At 71.2% G+C, this 19,503-nt stretch carries 19 protein-coding genes; 4 read left to right on the top strand and 15 right to left on the bottom strand.

Annotation, left to right across the window (positions count from 1 at the left end):
* From OIC96_RS40015 to OIC96_RS39985, 7 genes are all read right to left on the bottom strand, one after another.
* Positions 1 to 489, bottom strand: coding sequence for a roadblock/LC7 domain-containing protein (locus OIC96_RS40015; RefSeq protein ID WP_330303142.1), 489 nt, complete (start codon positions 487 to 489; stop codon positions 1 to 3).
* Positions 479 to 2,776 (bottom strand): sensor histidine kinase, encoded by a 2,298-nt coding sequence (locus tag OIC96_RS40010; RefSeq protein WP_330303143.1) that lies wholly within the window; start codon positions 2,774 to 2,776, stop codon positions 479 to 481. Before OIC96_RS40010 ends, OIC96_RS40015 begins: the two co-directional genes overlap by 11 nt.
* 167 nt (positions 2,777 to 2,943) lie before the next feature.
* A complete protein-coding gene (locus OIC96_RS40005) occupies positions 2,944 to 4,449 on the bottom strand; it encodes an HAD-IA family hydrolase (RefSeq protein WP_330303144.1) in 1,506 nt (501 codons plus the stop codon).
* A 28-nt stretch (positions 4,450 to 4,477) separates the two neighbouring features.
* The gene (locus OIC96_RS40000) at positions 4,478 to 5,554 is read right to left on the bottom strand and encodes an ABC transporter ATP-binding protein (RefSeq protein ID WP_330303145.1); all 1,077 of its coding nucleotides are present in this window, start codon (positions 5,552 to 5,554) and stop codon (positions 4,478 to 4,480) included.
* Positions 5,555 to 5,557: 3 nt separating this feature from the next.
* The gene (locus OIC96_RS39995) at positions 5,558 to 6,370 is read right to left on the bottom strand and encodes an ABC transporter permease (protein ID WP_330303146.1); all 813 of its coding nucleotides are present in this window, start codon (positions 6,368 to 6,370) and stop codon (positions 5,558 to 5,560) included.
* Positions 6,358 to 7,266: an ABC transporter permease gene (locus OIC96_RS39990; RefSeq protein WP_330303147.1), complete on the bottom strand. Its 909-nt coding sequence runs from the start codon at positions 7,264 to 7,266 to the stop codon at positions 6,358 to 6,360. The genes OIC96_RS39995 and OIC96_RS39990 overlap by 13 nt, the downstream gene beginning before the upstream one ends.
* Complete coding sequence (locus tag OIC96_RS39985; protein WP_330310017.1) at positions 7,263 to 8,420, bottom strand: ABC transporter substrate-binding protein; 1,158 nt, start codon at positions 8,418 to 8,420, stop codon at positions 7,263 to 7,265. Before OIC96_RS39985 ends, OIC96_RS39990 begins: the two co-directional genes overlap by 4 nt.
* A gap of 211 nt (positions 8,421 to 8,631) precedes the next feature.
* On the opposite strand from OIC96_RS39985, the gene OIC96_RS39980 reads away from it, so the two are divergent.
* Entirely contained in the window at positions 8,632 to 9,372 is a 741-nt protein-coding gene (locus OIC96_RS39980) for a GntR family transcriptional regulator (protein WP_330303148.1), read from the top strand.
* Between the two features lie 135 nt (positions 9,373 to 9,507).
* Here the strand turns inward: OIC96_RS39980 and OIC96_RS39975 are convergent, their stop codons facing one another.
* A complete protein-coding gene (locus OIC96_RS39975; RefSeq protein ID WP_062713983.1) occupies positions 9,508 to 9,960 on the bottom strand; it encodes an Lrp/AsnC family transcriptional regulator in 453 nt (150 codons plus the stop codon).
* Positions 9,961 to 9,970: 10 nt separating this feature from the next.
* Positions 9,971 to 11,437, bottom strand: coding sequence for an amino acid permease (locus OIC96_RS39970; protein ID WP_330303149.1), 1,467 nt, complete (start codon positions 11,435 to 11,437; stop codon positions 9,971 to 9,973).
* A gap of 328 nt (positions 11,438 to 11,765) precedes the next feature.
* Here OIC96_RS39970 and OIC96_RS39965 point away from each other — a divergent pair, with 328 nt between their 5' ends.
* From OIC96_RS39965 to OIC96_RS39955, 3 genes are read left to right on the top strand one after another with little or no spacing between them, the layout of a single operon-like run.
* Positions 11,766 to 12,878 carry an LLM class flavin-dependent oxidoreductase gene (locus OIC96_RS39965; protein ID WP_330303150.1) on the top strand — a complete coding sequence of 371 codons (1,113 nt, stop codon included), beginning with the start codon at positions 11,766 to 11,768 and terminating at the stop codon, positions 12,876 to 12,878.
* Positions 12,875 to 13,678 (top strand): SDR family NAD(P)-dependent oxidoreductase, encoded by an 804-nt coding sequence (locus OIC96_RS39960; RefSeq protein WP_330303151.1) that lies wholly within the window; start codon positions 12,875 to 12,877, stop codon positions 13,676 to 13,678. Before OIC96_RS39965 ends, OIC96_RS39960 begins: the two co-directional genes overlap by 4 nt.
* Positions 13,675 to 14,619, top strand: coding sequence for a GDSL-type esterase/lipase family protein (locus tag OIC96_RS39955; protein ID WP_330303152.1), 945 nt, complete (start codon positions 13,675 to 13,677; stop codon positions 14,617 to 14,619). The genes OIC96_RS39960 and OIC96_RS39955 overlap by 4 nt, the downstream gene beginning before the upstream one ends.
* 15 nt (positions 14,620 to 14,634) lie before the next feature.
* Here OIC96_RS39955 and OIC96_RS39950 read toward each other — a convergent pair whose 3' ends face one another.
* The 6 genes from OIC96_RS39950 to rpe form a co-directional block, all read right to left on the bottom strand.
* The gene (locus OIC96_RS39950) at positions 14,635 to 15,030 is read right to left on the bottom strand and encodes a hypothetical protein (protein WP_330303153.1); all 396 of its coding nucleotides are present in this window, start codon (positions 15,028 to 15,030) and stop codon (positions 14,635 to 14,637) included.
* Between the two features lie 141 nt (positions 15,031 to 15,171).
* Positions 15,172 to 16,614 carry a GuaB1 family IMP dehydrogenase-related protein gene (locus OIC96_RS39945; RefSeq protein WP_330310018.1) on the bottom strand — a complete coding sequence of 481 codons (1,443 nt, stop codon included), beginning with the start codon at positions 16,612 to 16,614 and terminating at the stop codon, positions 15,172 to 15,174.
* A 106-nt stretch (positions 16,615 to 16,720) separates the two neighbouring features.
* Positions 16,721 to 17,098 (bottom strand): barstar family protein, encoded by a 378-nt coding sequence (locus OIC96_RS39940; RefSeq protein ID WP_330303154.1) that lies wholly within the window; start codon positions 17,096 to 17,098, stop codon positions 16,721 to 16,723.
* Entirely contained in the window at positions 17,095 to 17,529 is a 435-nt protein-coding gene (locus OIC96_RS39935; RefSeq protein WP_330303155.1) for a ribonuclease, read from the bottom strand. Before OIC96_RS39935 ends, OIC96_RS39940 begins: the two co-directional genes overlap by 4 nt.
* Before the next feature lie 65 nt (positions 17,530 to 17,594).
* Complete coding sequence (locus tag OIC96_RS39930) at positions 17,595 to 18,608, bottom strand: sugar-binding transcriptional regulator (RefSeq protein ID WP_327434917.1); 1,014 nt, start codon at positions 18,606 to 18,608, stop codon at positions 17,595 to 17,597.
* Positions 18,609 to 18,720: 112 nt separating this feature from the next.
* Entirely contained in the window at positions 18,721 to 19,407 is a 687-nt protein-coding gene (gene rpe, locus OIC96_RS39925) for a ribulose-phosphate 3-epimerase (RefSeq protein ID WP_327427226.1), read from the bottom strand.
* Positions 19,408 to 19,503: the final 96 nt, after the last annotated feature.

Below are 19,503 nucleotides of genomic sequence, written 5' to 3'. Positions count from 1 at the left end.
TCAGGGGCCCGCGGGGTCGGCGGTCGACCGAACGGCGGCGGCCATGTGGCGGCCGACGCGGCGGACCAGCAGTGCCATCTCGTGGGCGAGCTGTCCGACGTCCGTCTGCACCTCGCTCAGAACAGCCAGCCGACTGCCGTCGCCGGCCGGGGTGATGAAGAGGTAGGCGTCGTCGAGCATCACCATGGTCTGGCGCACCTCCCCCGCGGCGAAGCGCTCGCCGGCCGACCGGGCCAGGCTGTGGAAGCCGGAGCAGACGGCGGCAAGGTGCTCGATGTCCCCTCTCCGCATGCCGTCCGAGCAGCTCAGCGGGAGGCCGTCGGCGGTGAGCAGCACGGCCTGGCGGACGTGGTCGGTCCTGGCCACGAGGTCGTCGAGCAGCCAGCCGAGGTCCGTGCCGGGCCGGTCGGAAGTACCGGGCGGTTCGGGGGTGGTGCCCGGGGGTTCGGAGAGCCGGGCGGGGTGCTCGGGGGTCTGGTCAGGGCGCATCGTCGGCGTCCCTCGCTTCCTCGGTGTCGGTTCGCTGCGCGGGGCCGGGTTCCGTGGGCAGGCCCTTGCGGCCGCGGTCGAGGCCACGCTGGAAGGCGCCGAAGACCGCGCGGATCTCCTCGGGCGTGACCTCGCGCTCCGGCGTCCCGTCGGCTGCCGGAACCTCGGTGCGCAGCTCGGGGGCGAGGGAGGTCTGGCGGACGCGGGTGGGCAGTGCGGGCGAACCCGACGCCGGACCGCTCTCCGGCACACGCCCCAGGCTCAGGCCCAGGTCCTGCTCCCGCTCCACCTCGCGCTGCTTCTCGGGGACCGCGGTCCCCCTCCGAGAAGGCAGCGCCCGCCGCTCCGTCTCCGCGACCGCCTCCGGCCGCTCGGGGTCGACCGGCGCGAGGGTCGCCTCCGGCAGCAGCACCACCGCCGTCGTACCGCCGTACGGCGACCGGCACAGCGTGACCTCGATGCCATGGCGAGCGGCGAGCCGCCCCACCACGTACAGCCCGAGCCGGTCGTGCCGCGTCGGGTCGAAGTCGTCCGGCGTGGTGATGGTGCGGTGGGCTTCCTCGATCTGTTCGGGCCCGAGGCCGAGGCCCCGGTCGTCGATCTCCAGGACGAAACCGCCCCCGGCCCGGCCGGTGCGCAGGGTGACCTGGGTGTGGGGCGGCGAGAACACGGTGGCGTTCTCGATGAGTTCGGCGATCAGATGGGCGACGTCGGCGACGGCGTCCGCCGCGACACCCACCTCCGGCATCGGCGGGATCACGACACGCGCGTACTCCTCGATCTCGCTCACCGCGGAGGACACCACGTGGGCGATGGGCACGGGCCGCCGCCATCTGCGGCCGGGCGCCGCGCCGGAGAGGATGATCAGGCTCTCCGCGTGGCGCCGCATGCGGGTGGTGAGGTGATCGATCCGGAACAGGTCGTCCAGGACGTCCGGGTCGTTGGTGCGCCGCTCCAGCGTGTCGACGAGTTTGAGCTGGCGGTGCACGAGCGCCTGATTGCGGCGGGCGATGTTGAGGAGTACGGCGAACAGCCCGCGGCGCAGGGTGGCCTGCTTGACGGCGGCCTCGACGGCCACGAGGCGGGCGGTGTTGAAGGACCGGCCGACCTGGCCGATCTCGTCGGCCCCCACCTCCCCGTCGGCCAGGGGCGGTGCTTCGGTGGCGGCGTCCACGTCCTGGCCCGCGCTCAACCGCCGCATCACGTCCGGCAGTTGGCGGGAGCTCAAGAGGTCGGCGGCATCCCGCAGCGTTTCCAGGCGGCGCGAGATGCGACGGGCGCCGCGCACGGCGAACCACAGGGACAGTGCCACGGCGGCGAGTCCAAGCACTCCGACGATCGCGGCCTTGGCCAGTTCCCGGTAGGCGAACTCCCGCCCGCGCTCTGCGGAGTTGACGGCCGACCGGGTGCACAGTTGCATGTAGCGCTTGACGGCCCGGTCGGTGGTGGTACGCCAGGATCCGGCCGCGACGGCCTCGCCCGCACGCTGCGCGCCCGCTCGCAACAGGGCGTCCTCACCCCGGGTCAACTGCCGGTGGAGGTCCCCACGCTGGAACTCCTCGAAGAGGGCACGCGAGTCGCCGGGCAGGTCGGGCACATACGTCCGCTCGAAGATCCGGCGGTCCTCGATCGTCGCCGTGAGCGTGTCGTACTGGCGGTCGGTGAGCGATCCGGCAGCCCGCGCCCCGGCGACGAGGGCGTCCTCGCGCGATACGAACTCCCGCACCCGCACCAGCTCGATGACGACCTGGGCCTCGCGCGCCAGTTGCCCGGCCTGGAGCGCGGTGAGCGCGGACTGGACGTCGAAGCCCGATTCCACGAGGGCGCTGTACTCGTTGACGGCCTGGTCCCAGGACATGTCACGGGACAGCACGCGCTCCCGCAGCCCGTCCAGCCCGTCGACGGAGTCGACCATGGTGTCGAGCACCTGCCGCTGCCGGTCGGAGAGCCGGCCGCGGTCCCCGTCCCGGATCGCGTCCCGCATGGCGGTCACGGCGCGGTCGGTGCGGCGCTGCTGCTCCATCAGGTCGAGGGCAGCCGCCGTACGGTGGTCCGCGCCCAAGTACGCGGCCGAGAGCCGCCGTTCGATCTGGATCTGCCCGACCGCCGTGTCGACCGGTGTGCCGAAGGCGTCGTACACCCCCTGGACCCGGACAAGCGCGCGCAGTTCGCCGGTGACGGACATCATGGCGAAGCTCCACAGCGCCATGAGAGCGATCACCGGAGCGAGAGCGAGCGCCACGATGCGCGTACGGACCGTGGCGGGACGGCCGAAGGGCCAGCGCATGGTCTCCCCAGGGCGGCAGGACGGTCGGGTGGCCGGGCGACGTGTGGTTACCCATCGGTGTTACCCGCTGGTAGCGAGCGCGGATCAACCTACGGGATGGCGCACCCGGACCGCAATGGCTTCCTGGACTGACTCTCCGTTCAATACGAGGGGCGTGCTGGGTCCGCTCAATCCGCGGCGCGCACCCGGTCAGTCGCCCGAGGCACGGTGAAGGTGGTGACGACCGCGGCGTGGTCCGACGGCCAGTCGTTGTCGGCGACGTCGGGCCAGGGGCGCGGGGTGCCGCTGACGAACGTGCGGGAGTCGCGGACACGCAGGCCGCGATGCAGCACGAAGTCGATCCGGTCCTGGGGCTCGGGCCGCCCGCTGCCGTCCTCGTGCTCCACGTGGATCGGCGACCAGGTGTGCCCCGGATCCCGTACGGGGTCGGGGTGGGCCTCGCGGTAGGAATCGCCCAGCCCCGCCTCCTCGGCGGCCTTGGTCACGGGCCACTCGACGTCCGGCCAGTCCAGGTGCGAGGGAGCGTTGAAGTCACCGACCAGCACCACAGGGGTGGCGTCGGTGGCGGAGTCGGCGATCTGCCCGAGGATCTCCCTCATCTGCTCCAGCCGTACGGCCTCGTGGTCGATCAGCTCGTCCGCTGGGAGCCGGTCGAAGGCGGCCTCGTACGGCCCGTACGGCGTGTAGTCGAGGTGGGCGCTCCAGACGTCCACCTCCTGCCCGCCGTCGACCCGGATCCGTACCCCGGTCCCCCCGTAGAAGCCGACGTCCGGGTCGCCGAGACGCGCGGTGATCGGATAGCGGCTGATGACGCCGAGGTTCTCGCCCGCCCGGTGGTGGTGCCAGCCGAGCGCTTCGGCGAGCTCCCTCGCCGAGTTCCCGTACGTCTCCTGGAGGCCGACCACGTCCGCGCCCGTCTCGGCGATGACCTTGAGCTGCTTCTCCCGGTGGTCGTCGACCTTGGTGCCGCCGTACCAGAGGTTCCAGCTCATCACCCGCAGCGAGCGGGGCGCGATCATGGCGCGCAGCCGTGCCGGGGTCACCTCCTCCAGGCTGGCGAGGACGGTGCGGCCGGCCGCGGGGGCAATCGGTGCGAGTGAGGGCACCGCGAGCACGGCGCAGCCCGCCGCCTCGGCGGACGTGACGCCCGTCTCGGTGTCCTCCACGGCGACGCACGCGGCGGGCTCGACGCCGAGGGCGCGGCAGGCGGCGAGGTACGGGTCGGGGGCGGGCTTGGTGTGCTCGGTGTCGTCGGCGGTGACGGACACGGCGAAGTGGCCGGCGCCGAGGGCTGCCAGGACGGTGTCGGCGACGGCTCGCGGCGATGCGGTCACCAGGGCCGTGGGGACACCCTCGCGGGCCAGTTCGCCGAGGAGCCGCAGCGCCCCCGGGCGGGGCACGATGCCGGTGCGGACACGGTCGGCGAACTCCCGGTGCAGCTCGGCGGCGATCTCATCCGCCCCCGCGCCCGTGACCCCGCCCAGCCAGCCGGCGGTGTACTCGACGGGCCGCCCGAGCACCTCCGGCTGGTCGGCCCTGGTCAGCCGGCGCCCGAGACCGTCGGCCACCTGCTCGACCGCCTCCCACCACAGCCGCTCGGTGTCCACGAGCGTGCCGTCCATGTCGAACAGCACGGCCTGGAGGGTGGAGTGGGGGGTGGTGCGGTGGGTCACGGTGCTCTCTTTCGTCAGTGGGGGGTGTTCAGTTGGCGCGCTCGGCGACCAGCACCGGCCGCTCCGGCAGGCTCACCGTCACGGCGGCACCCGATCCGAGCGCGGCGGCCTCGTGGGTGGGCAGGTCGGCCTTCACCTCGGTGCCGTCCGGGAGCCGGACGGTGACGCGGGTGGCGGCCCCGAGGAACGCGGTGGCGACGACCCGGGCGGCTCCGGCGTCGTCCGCCCGCACCCGCACCGCCTCGGGCCGTACGAGCACGTCCACCTCCGTCGCGGCGGGCGCGTCTCCGTCGACCGGCAGCCGCTGTCCGAGTACCTCGACCACGCCGGAGTCCAGCTGTCCCGGAATCCTGCTCATCGTGCCGACGAACTCGGCGACGAAGGCGGTGGCGGGGCGCCCGTACAACTCGGCGGGCGCGGCGCACTGTTCGAGCCGCCCGGCCCGCATGACCGCGACCCGGTCCGCCATGGACAACGCTTCTTCCTGGTCGTGCGTCACGAACAGGGTGGTGATGCCGAGTTCCTGCTGAAGACGGCGGATCTCCTCGCGGAGTGTGAGCCGCACCTTGGCGTCCAGCGCGGACAGCGGTTCGTCGAGCAGCAGCACGCGCGGCCGCAGAGCGAGCGCGCGGGCCAGCGCGATGCGCTGCTGCTGGCCGCCGGAGAGCTGGTGCGGGAACCGCTCGCCCTTGTCGGCGAGACCCACGAGGTCCAGCAACTCGGCGGCACGGGCCCGCCGTTCGGCCGTACGCACCTTGCGCATCCGCAGCCCGAAGGCCACGTTGTCGAGGGCGCTGAGGTGCGGGAAGAGGCTGTACGACTGGAAGACCATCCCGGCGTCGCGGCGGTGTGCCGGGACCCGTGTGACGTCCTCGCCGTCGACCAACACCTCACCGGAGTCGGGGTGTTCGAACCCGGCGAGCATGCGCAGCGCGGTGGTCTTGCCGCAGCCGGACGGGCCGAGCAGGGCGAGCAGTTCACCGGGCTGGACGGTCAGGTCCAGCCCGTCGAGGGCGACGGTCGGGCCGAACTCCCGGCGCAGACCCCGGAATTCGACGGTGGCTGCCTTGGCGTCGGCGGCCTTCTCAAGCGTGGTGACGGTCATGGTTCATCCCCGGGGAGCGGTACGGGAGCGCCCGCCGAGCCCGGCGAGCGAGAGGAGCAGTGCCCAGGTGACGAGCAGGCTGAGCACGGAGACGGCGACGGACAGCTGGGCCTGCGAGCCGCCGACGCTGTAGATCCACACGGCGAACGGCTGGAAGCCGAGCAGCTGGGCGACCGTGAACTCGCCGAGGACCAGCGCCAGCGTGAGGAAGGAGGCGTTGAGCAGCGCCCCGCGCAGATTGGGCAGCACGACCCTGACCAGCGCCTGCGGCCAGCCCGCGCCGCAGCTGCGCGCGGCCTCGACGAGGGTGCGTACGTCGATCGCGCGCAGCCCGGCGTCCAGGGCCCGGTACACGAACGGCAGCGCCATCACGACGTACGCGAGGACGAGAACCACAGGGAAGTCGGGGTTCTGGATGGCCACGAACGTCTGGAACAGCGGCGTACGGGAAAGGTGTTCGGGGCCCCACTTCAGCACCGTGGCGATTCCGGCGACGAAGGCGATCGGCGGGACGACCAGCGGCAGCGAGCAGATCACCTCGACGACGGGCCGCAGCTTCGGCGCGCCGAGCCGCAGCGCGACCATGGCGGGCACCATCAGCAACAGCACGACGGCGATGGTGGCGGCGGCCAGTTCCAGCGAGAGCAGCAGGCTGGAGACGAAGCCGTCGGTGGAGACGATCTGGCTGTACGCGTCGAAGGTGATGCCCTGGTTCGGCACATCGACCGTGAAGATCACCGACGCGGCGAGCGGGACCAGGAAGTACAGCGCGGCGCAGCCGAGGACGACCCAGCGCCACAGGTTCAGGCGAGCCATCGCGCACTCCGTCGTTGCAGGGGCAGGTACACGGCCATGACCAGGCCCGCGATGAGGACCATGTCGAGGCTGAGGGCGAGCGCCACGTTCTCCTGGCCGACCAGGACGTTGCCGGAGATGGCGTCGGCGATCTGCAGGGTGACCAGCGGGACCGCGCTGCCCACCATCGCGGCGGCGGTGGCGTACGCGGCGAACGCGCTGCCGAAGAGCAGCACGAACCCGCCGAGCAGCGAGGGCGCGAGGACGGGCAGCGCCACGTGCCGCCAGTACTGGACGGAGGTGGCGCCGTTGTTCTGCGCGGCCTCGCGCCACTGGGAGCGGAGGCCGTCGAGGGCGGGCGTGATGGTGAGGACCATCAGCGGGATCAGGAAGTAGAGGTAGACGATGACCAGACCCCAGAAGCTGTAGAGGTTCCAGCCCTTGTCGGTCAGGCCCAGGTGTTTGGTCAGCACACCGGCGTTGCCGAGCGTGGCGACGAACGCGAACGCCAGCGGGACGCCGCCGAAGTTGGCGAGAACCCCGGACGCGGTGAGCACGGCCTCGCGCAGGGCGCGGAAGCGGGAGGTCACCACGGCCTGGGCGAGCGGCAGTCCGAGGACGGTCGCGATGCCCGCGGAGACGGCGGACAGCTTGACGCTGCCGATCAGGGCGGTGAGATACGCGCCCTTCAGCGATCCGGTCAGATTGGCCGTGGTGTACGAAGTGGCCCCGGTGGCCAGGTCCTTGACGGTGAAGGCGCCGTTCAGCATGGCCAGGGCGGGGATCCCGAAGGCGATCGCCACGAAGACGAGCAGCGGGAGGACGGCGAGCCAGCCGGGGGCACGGCGCCGCCGCTGCTGTCCAGCAGCGGCGGCGGGCGCCACGTCGGTCCCGGCCTCGGTGAGGACGGTCGTCATCCGGAGACGGCCTTGCCCCAGCCCGTGGCCAGGACCGTCTTGGCCTTGGCCTGCTGGTCCTCGGTCGGGAAGCTCGGCGTGCCCTCGACCTTGGGGAGCTTGGCGGCGGCGGTCTTGTCGAGCGTGCCGGCCTTCTCCATGGCGGTCATCAGGGCCGGGCGGGCGTAGCCCTTGAGCCAGAGGTTCTGGCCCTCGGTGCTGTACAGGTACTCCTGCCACAGACGGGCGGCCGCCGGGTGAGGGGCGTCCTTGTTGATGGCCTGGGAGTAGAACATGGCGTACTGGCCGTCGGAGGGGATGGAGACCGTCCAGTCGACGCCCTTGGACTTGAACTCGTCGGCGTAACCGGCGTTCAGGTAGTCCCAGTCGATGCTGATGGGCGTCTCGCCCTTCTCGACGGTGGCCGGAGTCGACTCGACGGGCGTGTAGTTGCCGTTCTTCTTCAGCTTGGCGAAGAAGTCGAGGCCGGGCTGGATGTCGTCGAAGGAGCCGCCGTTCGCGAGCGAGGCCGCGTACACGCCGCCGAAGGCCGAACCCGACTTGGTGGGGTTGCCGTTGAGGGCGACCTGGCCCTTGTACTGCGGCTTCAACAGGTCCTTGAAGGTCGTCGGGCACACCTTGACCCTCTTGGCGTCGCACCCGATGGAGATGTAGCCGCCGTAGTCGTTGTACCAGCGGCCGTCCGTGTCCTTCTGGCCCTCGGGGATGTCACCGAATCCGGCCACCTTGTACGGGGCGAGCAGCCCCTGCTGAGCGGCGCTCAGCGCGAACGAACTGCCGAGGTCGAGCACGTCGGGGGCACGGTCCTGGCCCTTCCGCGACGTGACGGCGTTGATCTCGTCCTGGCTGGCGCCGTCCGGGTTCTCGACCTCGATCTTGATGCCGTACTTCTTCTTGAAACCGTCGATCAGGGCACCGTAGTTGGCCCAGTCGCGGGGCAGCGCGATCGCGTGCAGCGTGCCCTCCTTCTTGGCGGCCTTGACCAGGGCGTCGAGGCCCCCGAAGTCCGCGGCGGAGGTCGCGGTGGCCGCGCTCTTGCCGTCGGCGGTGGTCGCCTTGTCGTCGGGAGCGGCGCCACAGGCGCTCAGGGCGAGTGCGGCGGCGACGGCGAGGCCGCCGGTGAGGACGGCGGTTCTCGGCAGGAACACGGTCACGGTCTCTCCAGGAGTACGCACGAGGGTGTGGTGGGACGGAGAACTTGTCTGAACAAGTTGGCCCCAGTAGGCCCGCCGATGGTGTCCTGTTCGTAAACATTGGCGAAACCGTGACCTCCGATTCCCTGCACAATCCCGGCGGATACGGATCACCGTCGGATCTCGATTAGGCTGGTCACGCTGTGCACAGCAGCCGAATCAGAGGGGAAGCATGGCGGCGCGACATGAGGAGATCGCCGACGAGCTGCGGCGGGCGATCGACCGCGAGGAGTACACGGTGGGCAGTCTGCTGCCCGCGGAGACGGATCTCGCGGCCCACTACGGCGTCTCGCGCGGCACGGTCCGTCAGGCCGTCGCGGCCCTCACGGCCGAGGGACTGATCGGCTCACGCCAGGGCGCCCGCCGCGTGATCCTGGCCAGCCGCCGCAGTCAGAGCTTCGCCGAGCTGCGCAGCTTCGCCCAGTGGGCGCGCGCGATGGGGCGCGAGGCGACGGGGCACGTGGTGGAACAGGAGTACCGGCCGGCGACCGCCGAGGACGCCGTACGCCTCCAACTCCCCGAAAAGACCGCCGTGTTGCACGTCCTGCGCGTCCGCGGCCTGGACGGCGAACCGGTGCTCCTGGAGCGGACCGTATACGCCGACTGGATCTCCCCCGCCGTCGAGGCCATCGAGCCTGAGTGCCCATCAGTCACCCAGCGGCTCTTCGAGGACACCGGCCTGGTCTTCGCCTACGGCGAGCACGTCATCGACGCGGTCGCGGCCGGCGCCCAGGACGCCGACCTCCTCACCGTCCGCCGCACCAGCCCCCTCCTCCGCGTCCGCCGCGTCACCACCACACGCGAAGGGCGCCCGGTGGAGTGGTCGGACGACCGCTACCGCTCGGACGCCGTGAGCTTCAGCGTGCACAACTCCATAGACAACAACGCGCTGGCAAGAAAGACAGCGGAGTGACGGTTCCTTACAGCCGGGCGCCAGGGACAGCGCCCCTTCAGGGGCGCGGGGCTGTATCACTTTGCGGCTCCGCCGCGGGGCGCGACCAGCCACAACGAACCCGCAGCCGCCAACGCACCCACCTCCCAGAGGCACTTACGTAGGCGACCCAGACGAAAACCGCCGCAGCAACGGAGACAACACGAGCACGGACTTCGTCCGCTCCACGAACGGCTCCCCCGCGATCCGCTCAAGGACCCGCTCGAAGTGGCGCATGTCGGAGGCGAAGACCTGAACGACCGCGTCCGCGTCGCCGGTGACGGTCGACGCGGCCACGACCTCCTGGTAGCGCTCCAGGCCCCGCCGGATGGTCTCCGGGGAGGTGTTGTGCCGGCAGTAGATCTCGACGAACCCCTCGGTCTCCCAGCCGAGGGCCGACGGATCCACCCGCACGGTGAACCCGGTGATGGCCCCGGTCGCCCGCAGCCGGTCCACCCGCCTCTTCACGGCGGGCGCGGACAGCCCGACAAGTTGCCCGATGTCGGCGTAGGAGCGACGGGCGTCCTCGGCGAGGGCGTGCACGATGCGTTCGTCGAGATCGTTCAGCACTGCGGGTGGTTCACTTTTCTACGGTGGCGATACGGGACCGGCGGTAGCCGTGACTGAAGTAGAACACGAGCCCGACGGCCATCCAGACCCCGAAGACCACCCAGGTGACGGTCGACAGGCTGCCCATCATCCACACGCACAGCGCGAAGCCGATCGCGGGCAGCACCGGCGACAGCGGAACCCGAAAAGTGCGCCGCATGTCCGGGCGCGTCCGGCGCAACACCACGACGGCGACATTGACCAGCGCGAAGGCGAAGAGCGTACCGATGCTGGTGGCGTCGGCGAGCTGGCCGAGCGGGATCGCGGCGGCGAGGACACCGCAGAACAGCGAGACGATCACCGTGTTGGCGCGGGGTGTGCCCGTCTTGGGGTGGACCCGCGAGAAGACCTTGGGCACGAGCCCGTCACGGGACATCGCGAACAGGATGCGGGTCTGGCCGTACAGCACGGTCAGGACGACGCTCGCGATGGCGATGACGGCGCAGGCGGCCAGCAGCGTGCCCCAGAAGGTCTGCCCGGTGACGTTCTTCATGATCTCGGCGAGCGCGGCCTCGGAGTCGTTGAACCGCTGCCAGGGCTTGGCGCCGACCGCGACGGCCGCGACGACGACGTACAGCGCGGTGACGATGACCAGCGAGAGCATGATGGCGCGCGGCAGGTCGCGCTGCGCGTCCTTGGCCTCCTCACCTGCGGTGGAGGCGGCGTCGAAGCCGATGTAGGAGAAGAAGAGCGTGGCACCGGCGGCGCTGACGCCCGCCATGCCGAGCGGCATGAAGTGCTCGTAGTTGCCGGAGCGGAAGCCCTGGATGCCGATCGCGCAGAACAGCACCAGCGCCGCGATCTTCACCATCACCATGATCGTGTTGGCGCGCGCGGACTCCTTGGCACCGCCGAGCAGGAACGCCATCGCGAGCAGCACGACGATCAGCGCGGGGAGGTTGAAGATGCCTCCGTCGCCGGGCGGCGCGGACAGGGCGTCCGGGATGGTGACGCCGATGGTGCCGTCGAGCAGCTCGTTCAGGTACTCGCCCCAGCCGACCGCGACCGCGGCCACCGACACGCCGTACTCCAGGACCAGACACCAGCCGCAGATCCAGGCGATCAGCTCACCCATCGTTGCGTACGCATACGAGTACGAGGACCCGGCGACCGGGATGGTGCCCGCCAGCTCGGCGTACGAGAGGGCGGAGAAGAGCGCCGTGAGACCGGCGATCACGAAGGACAGGGTGACCGCGGGTCCGGCCTTGGGGACGGCCTCCCCGAGGACGACGAAGATGCCGGTGCCGAGCGTGGCACCGATGCTGATCATGGTCAGCTGCCACAGGCCGAGGGAGCGCCGGAGGGAGCCCCCCTCACCCTGGCCACCCTCGGCGACCAGGCGTTCTACGGGCTTGCGGCGCATGAGGCGCGCGGCGATCCCCGGGGACGGTGGGGCGGATGTGGTGCGGGACTGCGGGGGTGCGCCTTGGTCGAGCACGCGCTGGCTCCTTCATCGCTGCCGGTCGGAATCGACGGGGACCGGCAGCACCCCTGACAGGAGGGACCCACCGAGCGGGGTCCCCGCCACGCCTGTGTACAGCGCTTGACCCTATGAGTCCGGCCTTCACGGGCGTAATGGAGCAACCTTGCGCATCTCCGCAAGATCGTTGCGTTCATCGCATCTCGGCGCGTGTTCGTTGCGCGGGGCCTTTCGATGGTTGCGTGAGGCGTCTTTCAGCGGGTCGGCGCGGTTGTGGAGGCCCTATGGATTGACACCTCGTCAGGTCTGCTTCATGGTGCTCGCCACTCGATACGGGAGGCACGGCATGGACCTGGATGTCCTGTACGAGATCGACGTACCGAAGCCCTGGAAGGGATCGCACCCCTACGGTCAGCGCGCGGCCGAGCAACGGGCGTACCGCGAGGCCGTCGAGCAGATCCGGCTCGCGGACCGGGTGGGCTTCCGCACGGTGTGGGCGGTCGAGCACCACTTCCGCGAGGGCCGCTCGCACTGCCCGGCGCCCGAAGTCCTGCTCGGCCATCTCGCGGCGCTGACCGAACGCATCCGGCTGGGATTCGGCGTGACGCTCACCCCCTTCGGCTTCACTCCCCCGCAGCGGATCGCGGAGAAGGTCGCCGCCGTCGACGTCCTGTCCGACGGACGCGTGGAGTGGGGCACGGGCCGCTCGACGCCGATGGAGCAGACGGCGTTCGGCGTGGACCGCGCACGCTCGCGCGACGACTGGCACGAGGCGATCGAGATCGTCACCGGGATGTGGCGCGAGGAGTACTTCGCGTACGAGTCACCGCGGTTCACCTTCCCCCGCCGCATGGTCACCCCGAAGCCGGTGCAGGACCCGCACCCGCCCTGCTGGATGGCGGCGACCTCGCCGGGGTCGGCGGAGGTCGCGGGCGCGAGCGGCCTGGGCCTGCTCTCGTTCTCGATCATGCAGCCACTGGAGGTGATGGCCCGTCAGGTCACCGCCTACCGCGAGGCGGCCCGCACGCCGTCCCCGATCACGGACGTCACGACGAACCGCGTCGCCGCGTACACCCTCGTCCACGCGGCCGACCGCCCGGGCAAGCGCGTCTGGGACTCGGTCGCCTGGTGGTACGAGAACCTCGCGCAGTTCACGCTGGAGTGGGAGCTGCCGCACCTTTCCCCGGACCAGCGCGAGAAGGTCTTCCCGCTGCTCGGCCCGATCCTCCAAGGAAACGTCCCCGTAAGGGAGTTCAACGACGGCGACATGATCCTCATCGGTGACGCGGAGACGATCGTCCGCAAGGCGAAGCACTACGCGGACCTCGGCATCGACCAGCTCATCTGTTACGTCCAGTGGGGGTATCTGGAGCACCGGGAGATCCTGCGCACGATCGAGATCCTGGGGAAGGAAGTCGTCCCGGAGCTGGCGGGATACCGGCCCAGGGCGGCGTCATGACCCTGGACACCACTCCCGTCCCCGACTACGCCTCCCTCCACCGCCTCGACGGCCGGTCGTTCGTCCTCCTCGGCGCCGGCAACGGCATCGGCCGCCAGACCGCGCACGCGCTCACCTCGGTGGGAGCCCGGGTGCTCTGCGTCGACGTGGACAAGGAACGCGCGGAGGCCGTCGCGGCCGAGACGGGCGGTGCGCCGTACGTCGCCGATGTGACGGCGCGGGAAGCGGTGCGGGATCTCTTCGCTTATGCCGTACGGGAGTTGGGCCCGGTCGGCGGAGTCGTCGACATCGTCGGCATGGCTCAGTACGGCCCCGTGGACGCGCTGGACGACCAGAGCTGGGACTGGCACTTCGACATGGTGCTGCGGCACGCCTGGCTCGCGGTCCAGTACGGCGGCCCGGCGGTCGCCGAAGCCGGCGGCGGTCCCCTCGTGTTCGTCGCCTCCGTCTCGGGCCTGACCTCGGCACCGCTGCACGCCGCGTACGGCGCCGCGAAGGCCGGCCTTGTCTCGCTGGTCCGCTCTGCGGCGGTGGAGTTCGGGCCCCGCGGGGTGCGGGTCAACGCCGTCGCGCCCGGGGCGGTGTGGACTCCTAGGGTGGCCGGGCTGCTCGGCGAGGAGGGGCGCCGCCGCAACGCCGACAACGCCCCGCTCGGCCGTATGGCCGAACCCGCCGACATCGCCTCGGCCCTGCTCTTCCTGGCGTCCCCGCTCGCCTCGTACGTCACCGGTCAGACCCTCGTCGTGGACGGCGGCGTCACGGTCAAGTTCCCGTACCCGACGATCGGCGGCCCACGATGAAGGACCTCTTGCGCGGCATCGCCTGGCGGTCGGACGACGGCCGCCCGCTGCGCGCCGACCCGGCCGACCGGGACCGGCTGCCCGCCGACACCTGGTCACGGGCGCTCGTACCGGCGGGCGTACGCCTGGAGTTGAGGTGCCAGGGGGTGTCGACGCTCAGGATCCGGTACGCGGCGACGGAACCGTCCCTCGCGGACGCCTACCGCGCCACCACACCCGTCTTCACGCTGCTGTCCGGCGAGGAGGTGGCGGCCGAGGCCCCGGCACACCCGACGTCCGACGGCACGGCGGTGCTGGAACTCCCCTACCCTGAGGGGGAGTTCACGGTCCACCTGCCAGAGGCGCTGTGCCCGGTGATCCGCGAGGTCGACGCCGGCACGGGCACCGTCGAGCCCGCTCCCGCCCGCCCCCGCTGGCTCGTCTACGGCGACTCGATCGTCGAGGGCTGGGCCGCCTCCCGCCCGCATCTCGCCTGGCCCGCGCTCGCCGGGCGGGCACTGGGCGTCGACACGGTGAACCTCGGATACGCGGGCGCGGCACGCGGTGAAATCGCCTCGGCCGAGCAACTCACCGCACTGGACGCCGACTTGATCACCATCGCCTTCGGCACCAACTGCTGGACCCGGCCACCGCATTCGGCCGCGCTGCTGCACGAAGTGGTGCGGGCGTTCCTGGCGGTCGTCCGCCAAGGCCATCCGAACGCACCGCTGTTGGTCGTCTCGCCCGTCGTACGCCCCGACGCGGACTCGACGGCGAACCGCCTCGGCGCCACCCTGAGCGACCTGCGCGAGGCGGTGGAGCGGGCAGTGGGTGACGTACCTCTGCTCCCCGGGGGCCAGCTCCTGGACGCGGCCCACCTGGTGGACGGCGTACACCCGGGCGACGAGGGGCACGTGCGGCTGGCGGAGGCGGTGGTGGAGGCGATGCGGAAGGCGGGGTGACGTCGGGCTCCTGCGTCAGCCCTCGTCCGGCTCCCCCGCGAGGGCCCGCGCCCGGGCCACGTCCTCCTCGTCGAACCCCATGTGCCCGGGCCGGCCGTGGACCGCCGCCTGCGCGTCGATCCAGCGGGTGTGGGCCTCCCAGGCGGCCTGCTTGCTGGTGCCGAGGGCCGCGCCGATCTGGGACCAGGAGGCGCCGGACTCGCGGGCGGCACGGACGGTGAGCTGACGCCCGTACGCCGCCTTGCGGGCGACCACCTCGCTCAGCGAGAGAAGCTCCAGGAGCCCGGCCCGGTCGAGCGCTTCGGCGTCACTGCCGGCCCCGGCGAGCGACTCCCGCACGCGCAGCTCGTCGAGGCGGGCCACGGCGGTCAGCAGGGTGTACTGCGGCTCGATGCTCTGCGGTGTCGTCATGACTCCAGCGTCACGTCAAGAAAGCTTGACGTCAAGAGGGCCTGACGCACGGCTTCACCACCCGCGCCAAGGGAGCCGCACCAACGCGTACGGCCCCTCTCCCCGGGGGCGGGAAGAGGGGCCGTACGGCAGGAAAGCGGGTCAGCTCCAGCTGGCGTGGAGCGGCTTGCCCTCGGCGTAGCCGGCGGCGCTCTGAATGCCGACGATGGCGTTCTCGGCGAACTCCTCCAGGGAGTTGGCGCCCGCGTAGGTGCAGGAGGAGCGGACGCCCGCGATGATCGAGTCGATCAGGTCCTCGACGCCCGGGCGGGCCGGGTCGAGGAACATGCGCGAGGTGGAGATGCCCTCCTCGAACAGGCCCTTGCGGGCACGGTCGTACGCCGACTCGTCGCTGGTGCGGTTCTGGACGGCACGGGCGGACGCCATCCCGAACGACTCCTTGTACAGGCGCCCGTTGGCGTCCTGCTGAAGGTCGCCCGGGGACTCGAACGTCCCGGCGAACCAGGAGCCGATCATGACGTTGGACGCGCCGGCGGCGAGCGCCATGGCGACGTCGCGCGGGTGGCGGACACCGCCGTCGGCCCACACGTGCTTGCCGTACTTCTTCGCCTCGGCGGCGCACTCCAGGACGGCGGAGAACTGCGGCCGGCCGACGCCGGTCATCATGCGGGTGGTGCACATGGCGCCGGGGCCGACACCGACCTTGATGACGTCCGCGCCCGCGTCGATGAGGTCCTTGACGCCCTCGGCGGCGACGATGTTGCCCGCGACGATCGGGACCTGCGGGTCGAGCGCCCGCACGGTCCTGATCGCGCTGATCATCGACTCCTGGTGGCCGTGCGCCGTGTCGATGACGAGCGTGTCGACGCCCGCGTCGAGGAGCTGCTTGGCCTTGCCCGCGAATTCGCCGTTGATGCCGACGGCGGCGGCGATCCGCAGCTTGCCGTTGGCGTCGGTGGCGGGCGTGTAGAGCGTGGCGCGCAGGGCGCCCTTGCGGGTGAGGATGCCGGCCAGCTTGCCGTCCGCGTCCACGGCGGGGGCGTAGCGGCGGTTGGCGTGGTCGAGCTTGTGGAAGGCCTCGCGCGGGTCGATGTCCGCGTCGAGCAGCAGCAGGTCGCGCGACATGACCTCGTTCAGCTGCGTGAAGCGGTCCACGCCGGAGAGGTCGGCATCGGTGACCACACCGACCGGGCGGCCGTCCTCGTCCACGACGACGCCCGCGTTGTGGGCGCGCTTGTTCAGCAGCGCCAGCGCGTCGGCGACGGTCTGGTGGGGGGCGAGGACGATCGGGGTGTCGAGCACCAGGTGGCGTCCCTTGACCCAGGAGATGACCTCGGTGACGACCTCGATCGGGATGTCCTGCGGGATGACGACGAGGCCACCGCGGCGGGCGACGGTCTCGGCCATCCGGCGGCCCGCGATCGCCGTCATGTTGGCGACGACGAGCGGGATCGTGGTGCCCGAGCCGTCCGGGGAGGTGAGGTCCACGCCCTGACGCGAGCCGACCGCGGAGCGGCTCGGCACCATGAAGACGTCGTCGTACGTCAGGTCGTACGGGGGCTGGATGTCATTGAGGAAACGCACGTGCTGCACATCCCAGTCGTTCGAGGTGACCCCCGGACAGGTCAGCCAGGGGGAAGAGCACGTACTTCATTGTCCCATGTCAGCCGGTATGCGATGCCCGCACAGATCATCCAGGCTGGTCAGGGGGCAGTTGGTCGGATCCTCCAAGAGCGAGGACGACCGAAAGCGTGGCGTCGAACTGCTGGTAGTGCCCGGCGGCCGACTCCAGGACCTCCTGGGCGATCTCCCACTCGTCGGGCCGCGCCTTCGCGTACTGCCGCCAGCCGCTCACCACGAGCAGTCTGCCCGGGCTGGCGGGCCCCCAGTCGGGGTCGCCCAGCACGTCGGCCAGGGCGTCCCAGTTGCGCCCGAACCACTCCGGCAGGTCGAGGGCGCGGACACAGCGCGCCATGAAGCCGGCCTTGTCCGAGACCCCGGTGAGGTCGAGGTCACTGACCTGCCACCCGGCCGCGCGGCACACCCCCGCGAGAGGACCGTGGGTCATCTCAACACCGCCCTGAACGACTTGTAGTGATCATCGGTGTAGTAGATCTCACCGCCTTGCCCCGTGACAATGCGCCGGGCTCCGCGGTCGCGCTCGCCAGGGGTTTTGACCGTGTACTCGTGGTAATAGCCGCGCTGCTGCTTCGGCAGCAGCCTCTCGAAGTTCCCGAAGACGACGCCGTCCTTGGCGTACGGGAAGGGGCCGCCCTGGTCGATCAGGGCGAGGGTCGCGCGGGCCTCGGCGGGGAGCTGGGCCGCGGTGACGGTCCGCATGCCGCCGACCCAGGACGGAGTCGAGCCGACCACGGAGTCGGCTGCCGGCGTCCGGCTGCCGGTCGACGTCTGGGTGCCGGTCGACGAGCAGCCCGTCAGCAGCACTCCGAGGCACAGGAACAGGCCCGCCAACACGCGGGGGACGGACCGCAGCAGCATGACGTCGATGCTGCCACGGCCGCCCCCGAGCGGCGCGCCGATGGGCCCAGCGGGCCCCTGAAGGGTCACGGCCCGTCCGGGTCCGCCCGGTTGAGGGCCGGACGCGGCGGTGTCCCCGCCGTCATCAGATAGTCCGCGGCCGACGTGTCCGTCACCAGGCTGGTGACGAGCCCGGAGCGCAGCACCGCGTCGATGGCGGCCGCCTTCCGCTGTCCGCCCGCGATGGCGACGACCTCGGGGATGCGCCGCAGCCGGTCGGCCTCGACCGTGATGCAGCGCTCGCCCAGGTCGCGCCCGACCCGGCGCCCCTCGGCGTCGAAGAGGTGCGCGGACATCTCGGCGGCGACACCGAGCGAGGCGTAGTGGGCGCGCTCCTCGTCGCTGAGCATGTCGTGCACCGTGGAGATGCCCGGCTCCCAGGAGCCGATGGAGACACAGGCGACCGTGACCTTGTCGAAGTACTCGAAGGCACGGGCGATCCCGGTCTGGTTGCGCAGCGCGGCCGCGGTGGCCGCGTCGGGCAGCAGCATCGGCGCGTAGATGGGGTGGGCGTCCCCGCCCGACACCTGGGCGGCGCGCCGTACCGCCTCCACCGAGCCGCGCTCGGCGGTCCCGGCGTCGTAGACGCCCGTCAGCTGCACCACGGTGCACGGCGGGAGCCGGTCGAGCGCCGCCGCCATATGGATCGTGGAGCGGCCCCAGGCGAGGCCGAGGACATCACCCTCGTTGACGAGCTCGCCGAGCAGGTCGGCGGCCACTTCTCCGAGGTTCTCGGGATCGGGCGACGACTCCTCGGCCTCGGCCGGGGACTCGACCACGACGGCGTGCCTGAGGCCGTAGCGGGCGCGCAGCGCGTCGGAGCGCTCCGCGTCCAGCTCGGCCGGCACACGGATCTCGATCCTCACCAGATCCCGTTCGAGAGCGGTCTCCAGGACCCGGGCCACCTTGAAGCGGCTGACGCCGAACTCCTCCGCGATCTGGATCTTGGACTTGCCCTCGAGGTAGAAGCGGCGGGCCATGGCCGCCGCCTGCACCAGCTCAGCGGGTCCCATCCGCATGGCTGACCGGCCCGCCGACATACCCGACACGGCGATCTCCTCTTCTGCTGTTCACACTCTCGGTTCGCCGTTCATCCTTGCAGATCCGGCGTACTTGATCAGCCCTGATGGGCGGCGTTCACGTTCCCTTGGTTCAGTGGTCGCACGCCCATGCCGCCTGGGCCGTTGCGGCCTGGGCCTGGGTGCGCAATGCACGTACCGCCTGGGCCGGGTCCGATGCCCCGTACACCGCCGAACCGGCGACGAAAACGTCGGCTCCCGCCTCCGCGCACCGCTCGATGGTGGACGCCGACACACCGCCGTCGACCTGGAGCCACAGTTCGAGGCCGTGCTTGCTGATCAACTCCCGGGTGCGGCGGATCTTGGGGAGCATGATGTCAAGGAACGCCTGTCCGCCGAAACCCGGCTCGACCGTCATGATCAGCAGCATGTCGAGTTCGGGGAGCAGGTCCTCGTACGGCTCGATGGGGGTCGCGGGCTTGAGCGCCATGGACGCCCGGGCGCCCTTGGCCCGGATCTCGCGGGCGAGCCGCACCGGAGCGGCGGCGGCCTCGGCGTGGAAGGTGACGGAACCGGCACCCGCTTCCACGTACTGGGGCGCCCACCGATCGGCGTCCTGAATCATCAGATGGCAGTCCAGCGGGGTGTCCGTCGCACGTGCCAGAGACTCTACGATCGGCACACCGAGCGTGAGGTTCGGTACGAAGTGGTTGTCCATGACGTCGACGTGGAGCCAGTCGGCTCCTTCCACCGCCTTTGCCTCCTGGGCAAGACGGGAGAAGTCGGCGGACAGGATGCTGGGGTTGATCTGCACGGCCATGCCCCAAGACTGCCATGCCTCGGGCCGGTTGCTCGCCTCGGTCCAGACCTGGGCCGTTCCGCGGATGTTCTACGACGACCGGGCGTGCCATGCTGG

The sequence above is a fragment of the Streptomyces sp. NBC_00775 genome (assembly GCF_036347135.1).
Lineage (GTDB): Bacteria > Actinomycetota > Actinomycetes > Streptomycetales > Streptomycetaceae > Streptomyces > Streptomyces lutosisoli.
The sequence above is the reverse complement of the archived record's forward strand: the minus strand, read 5'-3'. Positions and strand labels throughout refer to the sequence as shown.

Excerpts from the sequence above, each read along its gene's own strand:
- OIC96_RS39990 (WP_330303147.1), bottom strand. The coding sequence starts at position 7,266 with ATGACGACCGTCCTCACCGAGGCCGGGACCGACGTGGCGCCCGCCGCC.
- OIC96_RS39935 (WP_330303155.1), bottom strand. The coding sequence starts at position 17,529 with ATGCTGCTGCGGTCCGTCCCCCGCGTGTTGGCGGGCCTGTTCCTGTGC.
- OIC96_RS40010 (WP_330303143.1), bottom strand. The coding sequence starts at position 2,776 with ATGCGCTGGCCCTTCGGCCGTCCCGCCACGGTCCGTACGCGCATCGTG.
- OIC96_RS39960 (WP_330303151.1), top strand. The coding sequence starts at position 12,875 with ATGACCCTGGACACCACTCCCGTCCCCGACTACGCCTCCCTCCACCGC.
- OIC96_RS39930 (WP_327434917.1), bottom strand. The coding sequence starts at position 18,608 with ATGTCGGCGGGCCGGTCAGCCATGCGGATGGGACCCGCTGAGCTGGTG.
- OIC96_RS39995 (WP_330303146.1), bottom strand. The coding sequence starts at position 6,370 with ATGGCTCGCCTGAACCTGTGGCGCTGGGTCGTCCTCGGCTGCGCCGCG.
- OIC96_RS40000 (WP_330303145.1), bottom strand. The coding sequence starts at position 5,554 with ATGACCGTCACCACGCTTGAGAAGGCCGCCGACGCCAAGGCAGCCACC.
- OIC96_RS39940 (WP_330303154.1), bottom strand. The coding sequence starts at position 17,098 with ATGACCCACGGTCCTCTCGCGGGGGTGTGCCGCGCGGCCGGGTGGCAG.
- OIC96_RS39950 (WP_330303153.1), bottom strand. The coding sequence starts at position 15,030 with ATGACGACACCGCAGAGCATCGAGCCGCAGTACACCCTGCTGACCGCC.
- OIC96_RS39980 (WP_330303148.1), top strand. The coding sequence starts at position 8,632 with ATGGCGGCGCGACATGAGGAGATCGCCGACGAGCTGCGGCGGGCGATC.
- OIC96_RS40015 (WP_330303142.1), bottom strand. The coding sequence starts at position 489 with ATGCGCCCTGACCAGACCCCCGAGCACCCCGCCCGGCTCTCCGAACCC.
- OIC96_RS39955 (WP_330303152.1), top strand. The coding sequence starts at position 13,675 with ATGAAGGACCTCTTGCGCGGCATCGCCTGGCGGTCGGACGACGGCCGC.
- rpe (WP_327427226.1), bottom strand. The coding sequence starts at position 19,407 with ATGGCCGTGCAGATCAACCCCAGCATCCTGTCCGCCGACTTCTCCCGT.
- OIC96_RS39965 (WP_330303150.1), top strand. The coding sequence starts at position 11,766 with ATGGACCTGGATGTCCTGTACGAGATCGACGTACCGAAGCCCTGGAAG.